Source organism: Spirosoma taeanense (genome assembly GCF_013127955.1).
GTDB classification, from domain to species: Bacteria; Bacteroidota; Bacteroidia; order Cytophagales; family Spirosomataceae; genus Spirosoma; species Spirosoma taeanense.
This window is the reverse complement of record NZ_CP053435.1, coordinates 3,972,406-3,988,300: the sequence shown is the minus strand read 5'-3', so window position 1 is coordinate 3,988,300 and position 15,895 is coordinate 3,972,406. Positions and strand designations below refer to the sequence as shown.

Genomic DNA, 15,895 nt, shown 5'->3' with positions numbered 1-15,895 from the left:
AGTGAAGAAACACATTTCGCCAGTCTTTAAAATAGCTCTTTTGGGCTACTAATAAGGATATAGAGTAAATTTGACTTATATAAGCTATCCAGTTCCTGACTTATTGATGGAGACTATTTTAGATCGTATTTGGGAGGACTTGTGCCGATATCAGTATCAATATAAGTATACATGCGTTAATCTTGCTTGGCAAAAGGGCCTTAGAAAGGCTGTAAAGCTAATAACTCTTGTTTTTTCGACAGGGGGATTTTAGGATGGGGAATTTGGAAAGAGGGTAAATTTTTGCTAGCATCCTACGTCATTACCAGTATTGTACAATTAATATCACTTATTGAAAATAATATTGTTCTTTCTGATGAGGGATTTGAGAAGTTATTGGATCTTCAGGCGAAGTTAAAAGAGCATTTTGACCGAGTTGAAAAGCTATATTATGATTGTTTACTAGGCCATATCAAAGAGGAAAAAAAAGCATCAAAAATCCTTTTTGTTGATTTTAAAAAGTGTGAGCAGGAGATCAAAAGGCTAGACGCTTCTATAACGAGTTGGAAACCTAACTTTCTAGAAAAACGAACTTTACCCGATTACCAAAAATTCTTAAATCTCAAAACTAGTAACAATGGAACAACCACAGAGGGAACGAGAACGACATGATGAGCCTAAACGACCTACTCCTACCCAGCCAGAACGTTGGCGAGAAACTAATGTACCTGAGCGTCAAGACCCTGATCGCTTAAAGCGAGATCTGCCAGAACCGCCATATATTCCAGCTAGACCAAGGGAGAAAAAGTAGCAACTATACTTCTTGTGCACAAGGTATTACGATACTTATTCTATGTTATGTTTCGTTATATCATAAAGAAAAACCCCGTATCCCTAGCTCGGCGCGTTATGAGTTAGAGGTACGGAGTTTCTATTATTGGTTAATGCGTTACTTCGCTTTCCAGTTATTATTGCTTTCGTCGGCGTCCATGAAAATTCCGCCCTCCAGGGTAATCGACTGGACTGTCTTCCGGGTGGGAATTTTTACTACGGCCTGCGTTGGGTTGGTTTGCCAGATCGCCGGCGTCTGGTGATGCGTTTCTTTCGTGCCATCCGCAAACTGTACAACTACGTCGACGGGCGCTACGTAACCGCCAATGTTCTGGAGCGTGATTGTTGTCTGGGTAGCCGAAGACGTAACCTGCTGAATGGCCAGATCGATATAGTTGTTGCTGAAGAACCAGTTGTTCCAGAACCAGTTCAGATTCCGGCCCGACGCGTCATTGAAGCTATAGAACATATCCCAGGGCGTCGGGTGCTTGCCGTTCCAGCGGTTCATAAACTCGTGGAGTGACTTTTTGAACAGTGCGTCGCCCAGCAGGTCTTTCAGGGCCAGATACCCGATGGCTGCTTTGCCGTATTCATTATTACCCAGAGCCGCCCCACTCAGCACGTTGGCGGGCGTTACGATGGGCAGGTCCTGCTCGGCCGATGGGTCTTTGCTCCAGTAGTCTACCCGAAACTGCTGGAAGTTCTTCGTAGCCGTTTCGTTGCCCAGATCGGCCTGACTGATCAGGTATTCGAGCGCCGTGGCCCAGCCCTCGTCCATGAACCCGTAGCGGGTTTCGTTGATACCCATATAGAATGGAAACCAGGTATGCGCAATCTCGTGCTCGGCCACAAAGCGCGAAAAATTCAGATCCTGCGTCGTGGCGTCGTTCACCATCATGGGGTATTCCATATCGGCAAAGCCCTGCACGACGGTGGTTTTGGGATAAGGATAGGGAATGCCGGGCCAGTTGTTGGAAAACCAGTCCAGCGAATGACGCCCAAAACTGACCATCTGATGGAAGTCGTTGGCATTGTCCAGAAAGGCGGCCTGCACACTCGCCCGCCGACCTGTTTTCTTATCAACTACCACGCTCGATGCATCCCAGACGTAATGATTGCTGATGCACAGGGCAATGTCGGGAACGTAACCAGCCTGCCACCGCCAGCTGTTTGTGGGCTGCTGCCGGGTTACGTTGCGGGCGTTTAGCTCCTGAAGCGTCGCGACGTGAACGAGCGAATCGGTTCGCATGGACTCGGCCAGACGCCGGGCATACGTTGGCTGCAGCACCTCGTCGGCGTTCTTTAGATCGCCGGTGGCCCAGACGATATAATCTTTGGGTACATTGACCGTGAAGACGTAATCGTTGAAATCGCTGTAAAACTCCTGAGCCTCGGTAAACGGCATTCGATCCCAGCCGTAATAATCGTCATACACCGCCACGCGGGGATAGAAGTAGGCCAGGAAAAAGGTTGTTGAATCGAGTACGCCCTCGCGGCCGCTTTCCAGCGAAAGGTCAAAATGCCAGTCGAATGACAGCTTAACCGAGTCGCGGGGCAGCAGGGGTTTCCTCAGCGCCGTCTGTCTGACCGTCGCAGCACCTGCGTCCCGCCAATTCACGGCCGCGTTATTTTCGGTGTATTTGTCGATGTGGATACCGGAGGTCAGGTAGTTCTCCGAAACGGCACCCTGCCGGGCCGCGCCCGGTTTATGACTGTTCAGAAACAGCTTGAACGTAAGCGCCCGGAGCGTGTCGGGGCTGTTATTGATATACGTAATCTCTTCGGTGCCCCGGATGGTGCGGCTCGGGGGCGTAGCCGTCAGGGTGATGTTGTAGCGGGCCGTATTCTGCCAGTACTTCGGGCCGGGCCGGCCATTCATTGAGCGCGTACCCTGCTGGTAAGCTTTTTTGATGTTGCGCGGCATGTAAAGGCTCTGAGCCTGCGCGGCTCCGGCTCCCAATGCCAGTATGCAAAGCAATAAAATGAGTTTTACTCTGTGCGAATGCGTCTTTACCACAAGCGTTGCGGGTTTATGAGATGATTGAAAAGAGACCAACATAATTACGAATTACCGAATCGCTACACAACCCGTATGGTTTGATCGGACGTAAGTATCCAGCAGCGGATAACGATCTTCGGTTTTGAGCCTGAATTGCCTACCAATCACATACCCAACCGAGAAGGAATAAACTCGCCAGTATGAACCCGAAACTCGCTTAAACAGGTTATTGAACATATCAGTAAGAGGTTAAATGCCTGGCCGAATGACAACCAACGAAATTTTTGACGTACTCACGGATGCGATTAGTCGGGCTATTCCCGACGAGTGGACGATTGCCCGCCTGAATGTTCAGATTCTGACCGACGGACAGGATATTGAATTCGATGGTACGTATCTGACGCCAACGGGCGAGGCCGAACCGCTCAACACCGACTTCCCGGACGAGGTAACTGAGGCCGTTCTGGAGTTATACCTGCGGCATAAGAACGAAGGCAACCCCAGGGCGAACTACCTGCAAATGGATCTGACCGTGCAGGGGCAGTTTACGACCGAGTTCAGCTGGGATCAGGAGATTCAGGACGAGGATGATCATTTCTCGGCCGGGGGCACCGCCCGCGAGTGGATGGCGATTCGTGAAGCCAAATACGGCTCCGCTGAGGAGTAAGACTTAACGTACAACGTTGACGTAAAAGCAGCGGTAAGCCCATTGGGGCTTACCGCTGCTGCTTTCTTAAGGTGTCGAGCAGATAGTCGAGTCCGTTCAGCCGGATTTCGTAGAGCGTTTGCAGCAGCATACCCAGCTTGCCCGGCGGAAAGCCTTTTTGTGCAAACCATTCCAGATACGAAATCGGGAGTTCGGTAAGCAGACGGTCTTTGTACTTGCCAAACGGCATTGAATATTGGATTAACTCGGTCAGTAAGGCAGGATTGCCCAGGGGTAATTCTTCGGCCATGAGGAAGAGGATTCAGTGCTGAGTACGGGTAAGTCTGTTTGGCTGACAGTTCACCGGGCCACTTCAATTTTATACTTTTTACCTTTCATTTTCTCATCCCGGATTTGCGTCAGCAATGCCGGGACTTTACCTGTTTTGACGGCGGCAAAGGACATAAAATCCTTGACTTCAATCAGGCCGAGATCGCCGGGGCCGAGTTTACCCTTTTGGGAGAGGAACCCGACGATATCTACTTTATTCAGCTTGTTTTTTCGGCCGCCACTGATGTACAGCGTCTGAAATTCAGGTGGTTCAGGCAGGGGCTGGTCGCTGGGCAGGAGCAGTTTATCGAGGGAGTCCGGCAGCCAATGTGGGCGAGGGTCGGTTGCGTGCAGGATGACGTAAGCCGTGCCGGACGCCTGCATGCGGGCGGTGCGGCCGTTACGGTGCGTAAACTCGTGTTCGTGAGCCGGCAGGTGGTAATGAATGACGTGCTTCATTTCGGGAATATCCAGGCCGCGGGCCGCCAGATCGGTCGTAATCAGGTAGCGAACACTGCCGTTGCGAAACTGAATCAGCGCGCGTTCGCGGGCATCCTGCTCCAGTCCCCCATGATAGACAAGCGAATGAATGCCGTGTTCACCCAGCAGCGTACTGGTGCGCTCAGCGGCATCGCGGTGGTTGCAGAAGATCAGCGCCGGTTCCGAATGCAGCGAACACAGCAACTGAATCAGCGTGTCGATTTTATCCTTCGCTTCCGAATGAACCAGCTTCAGGGTCAGCCCGCCCGGCGCGTCGTCGCTGGCGTTAAATACCAGCCGGACAGGCCTATTGAGCCGGATAAACTCAGGAATGGAAATGCCTGCCGTAGCCGATACCAGCACCCGCTTGCTGAGGTTTTGTAACTGCTCAATAATGAACGCCATTTCCTCGTGAAAACCCAGCGTCAGCGACTTGTCGAACTCGTCGAGCACCAACGTATGGATGCCATCGAGGGCGAATGTCTGGCGGCTGATGTGATCGGTGATGCGGCCGGGCGTTCCAATCAGCAGCGCAGGTGGATTGCTCAGGTTTTTGATTTCGGTTTCCATCGAATGCCCACCGTAGCACACGTTGACCTTGTAGCCCGTCGCCATCTTTTTCCAGACCTGCTCAATCTGCAGAGCCAGCTCCCGCGACGGTGTTAGTATCAGGCACTGCACGGCGTTTTGTTCAGGAGTAAGCAGTTGCAGAACAGGCAAAAGAAAACCCAGAGTTTTGCCGGAGCCGGTGGGTGCAATCAAAAACAGGTCGGTATCCTGCAAAATGGCCGATTGCGCAGCTTCCTGCATGGGGTTAAGAGCGGCAATCCCCAGGTTGGCGAGAATCTGGTCCTGTTGTTCGGGCGTTATCATTTGACAAAAGTACGCCGAAAGTCCGGATACAATCTTTTACCTGCCCGGAACCTGATACGATAGGTGGCAAGTTCGGTTCTATCCTTTAAATAAGAGTCCGGTTGTTCTGGTTGATAGAGCAGGTATTATTCATTCTTTTGCCCAGCGATCATACGCTCTGCTCCTGATCAGGTTGACCCGTAAACCTTTGCCGCCCAATGTACGCCCGAATCATCCAGGTCCCTCTAAAGCCCGAACACGTAACCGACGCCATCGATTATTTCCGCGATTCGGTCGGGCCAGCACTCAAACAGCAGGACGGTTTTAAAAACAGCCGTTTCCTCACCGACTCCTCAACCGGTAAAGGCCTGATGGTAACGCTGTGGGAGACTGAGCAGCATCGGCAGGCCGCCGAAAGCAACGGTTTTCTGCAGGATGTTCCTTAAAAACATGGGCAACTATTTCGCCGGACAGCCAACCATTGACTATTACGGGGTAAACGTTCAGGTAGCTTAAGAAGAGGGAGATTGGGGTATTACTAAGGATTAAATAATTCGTTGTCTTGCAGATAATCGGCAACCGCTCTGATAAATTGCTGGGCACTTTCAAGCGCTTCAGCCGCTTCCTCTGTCGTGACCCTGTCTTCAAAATCATAATCACCAGCCTGTCGAAGTTCCCAGGTTTTATCTAACCAATAACTCACTTCTTTGGGGAGTAAGCCGGTTTTGACATATAGCTCTCGAAACTTGGCATGTGCACCCGAATGGCTTTTGGTATATAAATATTCTTTTTCGTAAAGCAGCGTGATAAGGACATAGAAAACAGCATAATAGCTTCGGTTTATTGTGACGAGATACCGATCATCCTGCTAGTTGGCGGCTGCATCACTAAACTTTCAAGGGCACGTTCCCAAACCGGTCGGCTAATCTCCTTCATAGTGTAATTCCCTCCATACGTGCAAAGTAGTAAACTGGCATTGCAGATTCTATATATTTCTTGCGGCTGACAGGTAAAATGGATAGGGTTATGTCATGCTTCAGACTGATCTCCGATTGTGCACTTAAAAATCGATTGATTTCCTCTAAGCGCGAGATTCGTTCATCATTGAGAACAACGAGGAAGTCAATGTCTGAGTCGGCGCGATAATCACCCCGAGCATGGGAGCCAAACAGGACAACGCGGTCGAGACGATGACCATAAAGTGATTGCATAGCTTGTTTGACATCATCAGCGACTTTTCGTGGGCGGGCATCCATATCTGTACGCGTGATTAGTTTGTTGTTGAAAGATAATCGGTCAACGTTAATTCGCCAATCCGGTTACTGTATAAAGACAGCAGTCAAACATGCTTGATAGAGCACGTTTATTGACAAACGTCTGGACTTAACCGCTGATGATGAGAGGTTCTGTTAATTCGCCGTACCTTCGTAGTTTCGTTTGAACAGCCTTGCTATGACGTTTGAAGAACTGAATTTGAATAAACCGCTGATCAATGCCCTGACTGATCTGGGCTATACGACCCCCACGCTCATTCAGCAGAACGTGTTTTCGGTGGTTATGTCGGGGCGGGATGTGTGCGGCATTGCGCAGACCGGAACGGGCAAAACCCTGGCGTATCTGCTGCCCTGTCTGCGACAGTACCAGTTTGCCAGCGAGAAGCTCCCCCAGATTTTAGTCCTTGTACCCACGCGTGAACTGGTCGTGCAGGTGGTCGAAACGGTCAAAAGTCTGACAACCTATATGAATCTGGCGGTGGTGGGGCTATATGGTGGTGTCAACCTGAAACCGCAGGTGGCTGAGGTTCAGCAGGGGGCCGACATTGTGGTTGCTACGCCCGGTCGGCTGGTCGATCTGCTGTCGAGCGGAGCTATGAAGACAAAGGCTATCAAGAAACTTGTCATCGACGAAGTGGACGAAATGCTGAATCTGGGTTTCCGGACTCAGTTGAAGATGATTCTCGATCTGTTGCCGCCCCGGCGGCAGAACCTGCTGTTTTCGGCCACGCTGACCGACGAGGTCGAGCAGATCATCGATACGTATTTTGCGAATCCGGTTCGGGTTGAGGCCGCCCCCGTCGGAACCCCGCTGGAGAACATCGCCCAGTCGGCCTATGCCGTCCCGAATTTCTACACGAAAGTAAACCTGCTCGAACTGCTGCTCAACCGGAACGCCGACATGACGAAGGTGCTGGTATTCGTGGCGACCAAACAACTGGCCGACCAGTTATATGAGCAGCTGGCCGCTGACTTTCCGGATCAGGTTGGCGTTATCCACTCCAACAAGGCGCAGAACCACCGCTTCGAAGCCGTCAATCGGTTTCAGGACGGTACGTCTCGCATCCTGATTGCCACCGACATTATTGCGCGGGGACTGGACGTAGCCGAAGTATCGCATGTCATCAATTTCGATACGCCCGACGTGCCCGAGATCTATATCCATCGCATTGGTCGAACCGGGCGGGCCGACCGGCAGGGTATCGCCATTACGTTCATTACCGGGAAAGAGCAGGAAAATCAGGCGGCCATCGAGCAGCTGATGAATTATTCGATTCCCATGCTGCCTTTGCCTGAGAATCTGGTTATTTCGGAGGAACTGACCGAGGATGAGAAGCCGAAGGTACACATGAAAATCCCGACCGTAAAAGTCCCTAAACGGGAGGAGGTAGGCCCGGCTTTTCACGAAAAGATCGCCAAGAACCAGAAGGTAAATGTGCGTCGGGATCACGCAGCCGAAAAATGGGCTAAATACGGTCGGCCGATCAAGCGGGGTGGAAAGAAATAAGAGCCAGCAGCCTTACATATAATAGGCAGTCGAGCTTGTGGTTGAAGTAAGAGGTTTTCGCTAGATTCGTTTCGGATTCCTAAGCTCAGTATCGTTATGACCTTCCAGATGTGGGGTTTCGTCTTCACAGGTATGGTGGCCTCCATTCTGCTGTTAAACATTATTCAGTGGATTACCTACCGGACGCGCATCTATGGGTTGTATACGCTCTATATGCTGGCCTGGCTACTGCGGGTGCAGACCTTTCCGGACTGGCTTTCGCCGAATGCGTTTCATTTCGTGCGGACTACGGCGTCCATGATGGCCTTCTACGTTTATTTCGATTTTGCCGATGCTGCTCTGGAGCTTCGTCGGCGCCTGCCCGCGCTGTATCGGCTGTTTCCCTACGCGAAAGGGATTATTCTGGTTTACATTGCCATTCAGGTAATCCTTTGTTTTGTATTGCCCGACTGGCACCCCCGGCTATACGAGGCCGCTTTCGGGGTTGTACGAGCCCTGCTGGCTATCGGCGGCTTTTATGCGGTCGTTCAGTTGGTGAAGCTGAAGGACACGCTGTCACGGTATTTTCTGGCCGGAACGCTGTTTGTGCAGGTCGGTTCGCTAGTTAGCCAGGGGCTGTCGCTGGTTCGGCCCATGGACGATCTGTCGGGACCGCTCTGGACCATTTCGCTGGCGTATCTGCAGCTGGGCGTCATTCTGGAACTGATCTGCTTTTCGCTGGGCCTGAGTTACGAGCAGCGCCAGATTGCCGTTCGTCATGCCATGATGGAGCAGGAACTGGACCGCGAGCGCGAACAGCGTCATCGCGAACACCTGGAGGCCGAACTGTCGGTGCAGCGGCTGGAGCAGGAAAAAGCGGAGGCCCACATCCGGGCGTTGCAGGGGCAGGTTAATCCGCATTTTCTGTTTAACAGCCTGAATGTACTCGACTCACTCATCGAAGACGACCCCGAACAGGCCCACGTTTTCTTGGATGAACTGAGTTCGGTTTATCGGTATCTGCTGCGTGCCAATGAGCAACCCCTCACCGAGCTCGCCGACGAACTGGCCTTTATTCAGTCCTATTACCAGCTTCTGCGGACCCGCCACGGGAATGGCGTACAGCTTTTTCTGCGGGTCGATGAGCACTACCTGAACTACCAGTTGCCCCCGCTGACGCTGCAGCTGCTGGTCGAAAACGCCGTAAAGCACAATGTGGTACTGCCCGACCAGCCGCTCCAGATTGATATTGCGACGGATGCTGAGGCCCGGCTGCTGGTGCGCAATAACATCCAGCGCAAGACCAGTCGGGTCGCATCCAACGGGGTGGGGTTATCCAATATTCTGGCCAAATACCAGATGCTGGGTCAGAAGAAGCCGGTCATTTGGGAGGCCGACGGGCAGTTTCTGGTTACGCTGCCTCTGATTGAGCAATCTGTATGAAGTAAATAAACGATTGATAATTATCCGGCAGGTTTTCAGAACCTGATCTGTCCTTGGCCTGTTCGACGAAAGTCTCGGGCCGCTCAGTTCCCTGGCGCCGAGCGCCAGGGAAACGCTGAAATTTTCACCCACACAATCCAGATTTAAACAGGTAGCTAACGAAAAATATGGCGGAAAATCGGTTAATGGAGAAATATAAAGCTGTATTGATTGGCGGCTCAACCGGCAGTATCGACGTATTACTGCAATTGCTGCCTGCTTTACGTCCTCCGCTTTCGTTCGCCTTGATTATTGTCGTACACCGTAAAAACACGGCCGACTCCACGCTGGCGAATCTGCTCAGCTTCAAAACAAACCTTCCGCTCCGGGAAGTCGACGACAAAGACCCTATGCTGCCGGGGAATATCTATCTGGCACCCGCCGATTACCATCTGCTGCTCGAACAGGACGGCACGTTTTCGCTTGACGATTCTGAAAAGGTTAACTATAGCCGACCGTCGATTGACGTAACCTTTGAGTCGGCCGCCGATGTCTACGGCCCGGCGTTGGTTGGTGTTCTGCTGTCGGGCGCCAATGCCGACGGAACCGCGGGGCTGAGAGCCATTAAGAAAGCCGGTGGGGTTCTTGTGGCTCAGCAGCCCGAAACCGCGCAGGTCGGGTTCATGCCCCAACAGGCTATTCTGAGTGCACCGGTCGATTATGTGTTGGATGTGCCGGAACTGATCCGGTTCATTAACCGCCTGAGTGAACTGGCTCCAAAGTTCAGCTAAGCAGGTTCAGGAACGACAATGCAATCAGGCGGGGTCTGATTCAGAATTGTTATCGGGTTTAAGTACGAATGGAAAGTGCTGCTCATTGAGTCTTCTTGATATAATGAAAGTAAATAGAAAAATTTATCAATTTATCCTTGCATTTAATCGATTAAGCTTACATTTTAGCGCCATAATCTTATAGTGCATTAGTCGTATGTAACCAGCCTACCCGCTTGCCTGTCCATTCCACTATGAATAAGAAAAAGGTGTCAATGAAGGACATAGCGCAGAAAGCAGGCGTTTCAACGGCGCTGGTATCATACGTACTAAACGGGAAAGAGAAGGAAAGCCGGGTTGGGCCGGATATTGCGGCAAAAGTCCGGCAGATAGCCAGTGAACTAAGCTACCAGCCGAATTATTTGGCCAAGAGCCTGCGGAGTGGCAAAACCCAGACCATCGGGTTGATTATTGCAGATATATCTAACCCTTTTTTTGCGAACATTGCCCGGATTGTGGAAGATGAAGCAAAAAAACATGGCTATACGGTCATCATTGGCAGCTCCGACGAAGATGCCGATAAGTCTTGGGACCTGATCAATGTGTTGCTGAATCGTCAGGTTGACGGCTTTATCATCGTTTCGTCGGAGAGTTCCGAAGATCAGATTGAATACCTGAATAGTAAAAACGTATCATTTGTCCTGCTGGATCGTCACTTTCCCCAGATTCCGACGGATTTCGTCGTGCTGGATAACCGGAAGGCTTCCTTTGAAGCCGGGACGCATCTGATCGAAAGCGGCTACAGAAACATCGGCATGATTGCCTACCGGTCGCAGTTGTTTCATATGCGGGAGCGGATACAGGGCTATCTGGATTCCCTGCAGGCGAACAGGGTTACGTTCCGGCCCGAATGGCTGACCGAGGTAGAGTTTAACCGGATTGAATCAGAGATTCGGGCGGGTATCGATGCCATGCTGGCGTCAGACAACACCGTCGACGCTTTGATTTTTGCAACTTACCGGCTGGCGATCAGCGGGTTGAAATACATCAACGAACTTGGCCTGAAGGTGCCGGATGATCTGGCGATTGTTAGTTTTGGGCAGGCCGAAGCATTTGATCTGTATTACTGTCCAATCACCTATCTGCAGCAGCCGATGGAAGACTTGGGCAAAGCAGCCGTCGAACTGTTGGTGAGCAAACTGAAAGACCCACAGGCCGAACCCCGGCAGATTCGGATGGAAGCCAGATTAATTGCCCGGAATTCCTCAAAAATAAAAGCAGCCGTTAGTTAGACCATCATTTTTAATCTTTTGCTTAATCGTTTAAGCAAATTTACTCCTTCTCTGAACCCTATACCTAATTTTATGCAACGAAGAAATTTTCTGAAATCTGCCGTACTTGGCTCAACCGCCGTAATGGCCGGGTTTCCATTTGCAGATTCAGAGGCCGCCGTGCCTAAATTAAAGATTACCAAAGTCCGGTATTACAACGCGCCGGGCTACAACAAACCCCTGTTCAACCAGGCTCGCGGCATCGTTGAGATCGAAACGGATGGCGGCATCATCGGCATCGGAGAAGGTGGGTCCAAAGATACCATTGAGCAGTGCGCCCAGATGATAATTGGGCAGAATCCATTCCGGATCGAGCACATCTGGCAAAATCTGTACCGGGGCATGTTCTACCCGCCGGGTCGCGAAAAACTCCACGCGCAGGGGGCGCTGGATATGGCGCTCTGGGACATCAAAGGCAAGGCCCTGGGCGTGCCGGTGTATGAACTGCTCGGCGGAGCAACCCGCGATTACGTCGAATGTTACGCCACGGGTTTCCGGGCCTCCAAGGCGAAAACAGAAGAGGAGCGTGCCCGGGACTGCATCGAGGCCGGTTTACGCGCCTACCGGATTGGCCCAACCGGGGGCAACGGCGATGTTGCCTTTGACTTCTACGACAACGCTAAAAAGACGATTGAATTCTGCAAACGAATCGATGCGGCCGTAGGTGGGGGCGGTAAATGGGCCGTTGATCTGCACACCCGTTTCGACACGACAGAAGGGTTAAAAATCTGCAAGGCGCTCGAAGAGACCGAGCCATACTTCGTCGAAGACATCGTTCGGTCCGAAAATCCGGATGTGTATAAAACGTTGCGGCCGATGACGACGGTGCCCATTGCCGTAGGCGAACAGTTTGGCGACCGCTGGGACATTAACCCCCTTATTGAGCAGCACCTGATCGATTACACCCGCGTTACCCTGCCCAACACCGGCGGAATCTCCGAAATGAAGAAAATCGCGTCCATGTGCGAGACACATTACGTGGGTATGATCCCGCACTTCACGGGGCCGCTGGCTACGGCTACGCTGGTGCATGTGCTGGGTTCGAGCAGCCCAACCCGCTGTTTGATGGAGCTGGGCGGGGGCGAACCCGAACGTCCCGCCTATTTTAACGAAGACCTCGTCAACTTCAAAAACGGGAAGCTCTACCTGAATCCCGAACCCGGCCTGGGCGTAAAGTTCGACCCGAAGAAAGCCACGTTCGTCATGGAAGTGGCATCCAATACGCAATTCCCGCATCCGATTCTGAAAAGCCCAGATGGGGCAATTCACAACTGGTGAGTTCAGTGCTTGTAGTGCCTATCACGTTTAACTATTCCTAAATCATGAAAAAACCTGTAAACGTGCTTTTCATCCTCCTGTTTCTGTGGCAGGGTTATGCCTTTGCCCAGAGCAGCCGGGTAACCGGTAAAGTAACCGGTCCAGACAACCAGGGTCTGCCTGGGGTGAACGTGGTGGTCAGCGGTACGACGCTCGGTACCGCTACCGATGCGTCGGGGAACTATGCAATTAACGCGCCGGCGAATGCCTCGCTGGTCTTTTCGTACATCAGCTACGTAACTCAGACGGTGCCGGTCAACAACCGCTCAATTATTAACGTGCAGCTGGTGGAGGATGCGAAAAACATCAACGAGGTAATCGTGACCGCGCTGGGTATCAGGAAAGAAGCCAAGACGCTGGGGTATGCCACCGCTACGGTCAATGCCGATCAGATTTCCGTTAACCGCACGCCCAATTTTGTGAGCGGACTGCAGGGCAAAATGGCCGGGGTGAATATCACGAGCATGGGTACGGGTCCCGCCGGAACCGCTAAAATCCGGATTCGTGGGCAGTCGTCGTTCAGCGGTCAGAACAACCCGCTGATTGTAGTGAACGGCGTACCGATCGACAACTCCAACTACTCCCTCGGTGGTGATTTTGGCTCACGAGCGGCCAACAGCTCCGACGGTGGCGACGGCCTGAGCAGCATCAACCCCGACGATATTGAAACCATGACCGTGCTGAAAGGAGCGACAGCAGCCGCTCTGTATGGCTCCCGCGCCAAAGATGGCGTGGTGATGATCACGACCAAAAACCGGGGGACGGGCAAAGGCTTCGGCGTAACCTACAACACCAACTTTACGACCGATACCCCGCTCGATTTTACGGATTTTCAGTATGAATACGGGCAGGGCGAAGGTGGTAAACGACCCACGACGCCAAACCCGACCTCGGGCGTATGGAGCTTCGGCGAGAAGTTCCAGCCGGGCATGACGCAGGTTCTGTTCGACAACGAAACCTGGCCGTATGAACCGGTCTTTAACCGCGTCAGGAAGTTCTACCGCGTCGGGACCAACTTCACCAATACCGTGACCGTATCAAATAACGGCCAGAATGGTGGGTTCAGCCTGTCGTTCGGGAACACCGACAACAAAGGCATCATGCAGAACAACACGTTCAACCGCAAAGTGATCAACCTGGGCTTTACCCAGAACATCACCAGCAAACTGACGGCCTCGGGAAACATTAACTATTCGAAGGAGAACAACATCAACCCGCCCCAGTTGAACACGCAGGATTTTTCGGTGTCAACGGTGGTATTCACGCTGGCCAACTCCATGCCCTTCGAAGCGCTGCAGCAGAACCAGACCCTGCCCAATGGCGATGAGTTTGTGTTCTCGCGCTTTCTGGTCCGGAACAACCCGTATTATTCGATGAATAAACACTTCGAGAATATTAACCGGGACCGGATTTTCGGCAACATTGCTCTTCGGTATCAGTTTACCGACTGGCTGTATCTGCAGGGCCGGATTGCGCAGGATTACTATATCCGGAATCAGGATTACAACATTCCCAACGGTTACGCACCCATTGCCAGAGCCCCCGTGGGCTACGTGAATGGTTCCTACACGCAGGACGTGCGGCAGAATACCGAGCGGAACATCGACTTCTTCCTGGGCGGTAATAAAACGTTCGGGAAAATTGGCGTCGACATTACGTTAGGCGGTAACGCCCGCTACGCCCGCAACGACTACAACAGCGTTACGGTGCAGGATTTTATCGTGCCGGGTCTGTATACGGTAGCCAACGGGCGAATTAAAAATCCGATTTACGCCCTGTCGGAGAAGAAAATCAACTCCCTGTTCGGCGCGGCAACGATTTCGTACCGGGATTACCTGTTTCTGAACATGACGGCCCGGAACGACTGGTTCTCGACGCTGGCCCCCTCGAACCGGAGCATTCTGTACCCATCCGTTACGGGTAGCTTTGTGTTCTCACAGGCGTTCGAAAAACTACCGACCTGGATATCCTTCGGTAAGTTGCGGGCGGCCTACGCGCAGGTAGGGTCGGACAATGTAAACCCGTATTCCAATGCGCTGTATTACCAGGTAGATAACAACTCGTTCCCGAACCCGACGGGGCAGCTAGTCCCCGTTGGTGGTATCAACGCGTCGGTCGTTCCAAACAAGAACCTGCGCCCCCTCCGCATTCAGGAAGCCGAAGTAGGGGTGGAACTGAAGCTGTTCGACAACAAAATAGGCTTTGACTTTACCTACTACCACAAAACCACCGACGATCAGATTCTGGCTGCTCAGATTTCCGATGCTTCCTCGTACACCAGCAAGCTGATTAACGTCGGGCGCAGTATGAACCAGGGCCTTGAGATGCTGCTGACCTTCTCGCCCCTGATGACCAAATCGTTCCGCTGGGATGTGAGCGCCAACGTTTCCTACAACACCTCGAAAGTTCTGCGGCTGGGTCTGTCGCCAAACGATACCGTCATCACGGTCAGCTCGGGAGGTGGTCGGAACCTGCACCAGGTTGTAGGCAAACCCATTGGTCAGCTCTACACCTTTACATATATGCGGGACGCGCAGGGCCGGCAGGTATTCGACGCTAACAGCGGCCTACCACTACGCAACAACACGCTGAAAAACGTGGGCAACGCGCTCCCAACCTACTTCGGGGGTATTACCAACACGTTTACGTTCAGGGGCATATCGCTGTCGGCGCTGATTGATTTCAAGCTGGGGCACAAACTGATTGCTGGCCGGAACATCAACTACATGCGGCATGGGCTGTCGAAGCGGACGCTGCCGGGCCGGGATGTCGGCTACGTGATTGGCAACGGGGTAAACCCGAACGGGGAGGTCAACAAGACCAAAGCCGCCGTGCAACCCTACTACGAATCCCTGAATCCGCTGGGTATCAATGAAGACTTTGTCTTCAACGCCGGTTTCTGGAAACTGCGGCAGGTTACGCTGGGCTATGATTTCACGAAGCTGCTGCCCGAACGGCTGTTCATCAAAGGACTGCGCCTGAACGCCGTTGCCAACAACGTCCTGGTGCTGAAAAAATGGACCGAGAACATGGACCCCGAAGAAGCCCTGGTTTCGTCGGATAACGCCGTGGGACTGGACTTCTGGCCGGGCCTGCCGCCTACCCGCAGTATCGGCTTCAACCTCAACGTTCGCTTCTGATTTACCGTTGTCGTCAGGCAATTCAACGGCAGAAAAAG

General features: G+C 52.3%; 15 protein-coding genes. 9 read left to right on the top strand and 6 right to left on the bottom strand.

The features are described from left to right. The first annotated feature begins 282 nt into the window (after positions 1-282). Positions 283-651: a hypothetical protein gene (locus tag HNV11_RS16720; protein WP_171740748.1), complete on the top strand. Its 369-nt coding sequence runs from the start codon at positions 283-285 to the stop codon at positions 649-651. Between the two features lie 277 nt (positions 652-928). Here HNV11_RS16720 and HNV11_RS16715 read toward each other — a convergent pair whose 3' ends face one another. Beyond that, positions 929-2,827 (bottom strand): M1 family metallopeptidase, encoded by a 1,899-nt coding sequence (locus HNV11_RS16715; RefSeq protein WP_240163504.1) that lies wholly within the window; start codon positions 2,825-2,827, stop codon positions 929-931. Positions 2,828-2,878: 51 nt separating this feature from the next. Beyond that, complete coding sequence (locus HNV11_RS16710) at positions 2,879-3,046, bottom strand: hypothetical protein (protein WP_171740746.1); 168 nt, start codon at positions 3,044-3,046, stop codon at positions 2,879-2,881. A gap of 28 nt (positions 3,047-3,074) precedes the next feature. Here HNV11_RS16710 and HNV11_RS16705 point away from each other — a divergent pair, with 28 nt between their 5' ends. Then, positions 3,075-3,476: an antitoxin YezG family protein gene (locus HNV11_RS16705; RefSeq protein WP_171740745.1), complete on the top strand. Its 402-nt coding sequence runs from the start codon at positions 3,075-3,077 to the stop codon at positions 3,474-3,476. 49 nt (positions 3,477-3,525) lie between these two features. Here HNV11_RS16705 and HNV11_RS16700 read toward each other — a convergent pair whose 3' ends face one another. Together HNV11_RS16700 and HNV11_RS16695 are read right to left on the bottom strand one after the other, a co-directional pair. Further along, positions 3,526-3,765 carry a DUF3820 family protein gene (locus tag HNV11_RS16700; protein ID WP_171740744.1) on the bottom strand — a complete coding sequence of 80 codons (240 nt, stop codon included), beginning with the start codon at positions 3,763-3,765 and terminating at the stop codon, positions 3,526-3,528. Between the two features lie 50 nt (positions 3,766-3,815). Next, the gene (locus HNV11_RS16695) at positions 3,816-5,138 is read right to left on the bottom strand and encodes a DEAD/DEAH box helicase (RefSeq protein ID WP_171740743.1); all 1,323 of its coding nucleotides are present in this window, start codon (positions 5,136-5,138) and stop codon (positions 3,816-3,818) included. Between the two features lie 197 nt (positions 5,139-5,335). On the opposite strand from HNV11_RS16695, the gene HNV11_RS16690 reads away from it, so the two are divergent. Beyond that, a complete protein-coding gene (locus HNV11_RS16690; RefSeq protein WP_240163502.1) occupies positions 5,336-5,563 on the top strand; it encodes an antibiotic biosynthesis monooxygenase family protein in 228 nt (75 codons plus the stop codon). Between the two features lie 92 nt (positions 5,564-5,655). On the opposite strand, the gene HNV11_RS16685 is transcribed toward HNV11_RS16690, so the two are convergent. Continuing rightward, positions 5,656-5,925: a HEPN domain-containing protein gene (locus HNV11_RS16685; protein WP_317168121.1), complete on the bottom strand. Its 270-nt coding sequence runs from the start codon at positions 5,923-5,925 to the stop codon at positions 5,656-5,658. A 124-nt stretch (positions 5,926-6,049) separates the two neighbouring features. Continuing rightward, positions 6,050-6,373, bottom strand: a complete 324-nt coding sequence (locus tag HNV11_RS16680; protein ID WP_171740742.1) for a nucleotidyltransferase domain-containing protein — start codon at positions 6,371-6,373, stop codon at positions 6,050-6,052. Positions 6,374-6,569: 196 nt separating this feature from the next. Between HNV11_RS16680 and HNV11_RS16675 the strand changes: the two genes are divergently transcribed. The 6 genes from HNV11_RS16675 (at position 6,570) to HNV11_RS16650 (ending at position 15,857) form a co-directional block, all read left to right on the top strand. After that, positions 6,570-7,898: a DEAD/DEAH box helicase gene (locus HNV11_RS16675; RefSeq protein ID WP_171740741.1), complete on the top strand. Its 1,329-nt coding sequence runs from the start codon at positions 6,570-6,572 to the stop codon at positions 7,896-7,898. A 96-nt stretch (positions 7,899-7,994) separates the two neighbouring features. Continuing rightward, positions 7,995-9,320 (top strand): sensor histidine kinase, encoded by a 1,326-nt coding sequence (locus HNV11_RS16670; protein WP_171740740.1) that lies wholly within the window; start codon positions 7,995-7,997, stop codon positions 9,318-9,320. Between the two features lie 167 nt (positions 9,321-9,487). Then, positions 9,488-10,090, top strand: a complete 603-nt coding sequence (locus tag HNV11_RS16665) for a chemotaxis protein CheB (RefSeq protein WP_171740739.1) — start codon at positions 9,488-9,490, stop codon at positions 10,088-10,090. Positions 10,091-10,323: 233 nt separating this feature from the next. Beyond that, positions 10,324-11,361 carry a LacI family DNA-binding transcriptional regulator gene (locus tag HNV11_RS16660; protein ID WP_171740738.1) on the top strand — a complete coding sequence of 346 codons (1,038 nt, stop codon included), beginning with the start codon at positions 10,324-10,326 and terminating at the stop codon, positions 11,359-11,361. Between the two features lie 72 nt (positions 11,362-11,433). Continuing rightward, positions 11,434-12,678: a mandelate racemase/muconate lactonizing enzyme family protein gene (locus tag HNV11_RS16655; protein WP_171740737.1), complete on the top strand. Its 1,245-nt coding sequence runs from the start codon at positions 11,434-11,436 to the stop codon at positions 12,676-12,678. A 44-nt stretch (positions 12,679-12,722) separates the two neighbouring features. After that, entirely contained in the window at positions 12,723-15,857 is a 3,135-nt protein-coding gene (locus tag HNV11_RS16650) for a SusC/RagA family TonB-linked outer membrane protein (RefSeq protein WP_171740736.1), read from the top strand. Positions 15,858-15,895: the final 38 nt, after the last annotated feature.

Excerpts from the sequence above, each read along its gene's own strand:
- HNV11_RS16710 (WP_171740746.1), bottom strand. The coding sequence starts at position 3,046 with ATGTTCAATAACCTGTTTAAGCGAGTTTCGGGTTCATACTGGCGAGTT.
- HNV11_RS16680 (WP_171740742.1), bottom strand. The coding sequence starts at position 6,373 with ATGGATGCCCGCCCACGAAAAGTCGCTGATGATGTCAAACAAGCTATG.
- HNV11_RS16660 (WP_171740738.1), top strand. The coding sequence starts at position 10,324 with ATGAATAAGAAAAAGGTGTCAATGAAGGACATAGCGCAGAAAGCAGGC.
- HNV11_RS16650 (WP_171740736.1), top strand. The coding sequence starts at position 12,723 with ATGAAAAAACCTGTAAACGTGCTTTTCATCCTCCTGTTTCTGTGGCAG.
- HNV11_RS16705 (WP_171740745.1), top strand. The coding sequence starts at position 3,075 with ATGACAACCAACGAAATTTTTGACGTACTCACGGATGCGATTAGTCGG.
- HNV11_RS16665 (WP_171740739.1), top strand. The coding sequence starts at position 9,488 with ATGGCGGAAAATCGGTTAATGGAGAAATATAAAGCTGTATTGATTGGC.
- HNV11_RS16675 (WP_171740741.1), top strand. The coding sequence starts at position 6,570 with ATGACGTTTGAAGAACTGAATTTGAATAAACCGCTGATCAATGCCCTG.
- HNV11_RS16690 (WP_240163502.1), top strand. The coding sequence starts at position 5,336 with ATGTACGCCCGAATCATCCAGGTCCCTCTAAAGCCCGAACACGTAACC.
- HNV11_RS16670 (WP_171740740.1), top strand. The coding sequence starts at position 7,995 with ATGACCTTCCAGATGTGGGGTTTCGTCTTCACAGGTATGGTGGCCTCC.
- HNV11_RS16700 (WP_171740744.1), bottom strand. The coding sequence starts at position 3,765 with ATGGCCGAAGAATTACCCCTGGGCAATCCTGCCTTACTGACCGAGTTA.
- HNV11_RS16655 (WP_171740737.1), top strand. The coding sequence starts at position 11,434 with ATGCAACGAAGAAATTTTCTGAAATCTGCCGTACTTGGCTCAACCGCC.
- HNV11_RS16695 (WP_171740743.1), bottom strand. The coding sequence starts at position 5,138 with ATGATAACGCCCGAACAACAGGACCAGATTCTCGCCAACCTGGGGATT.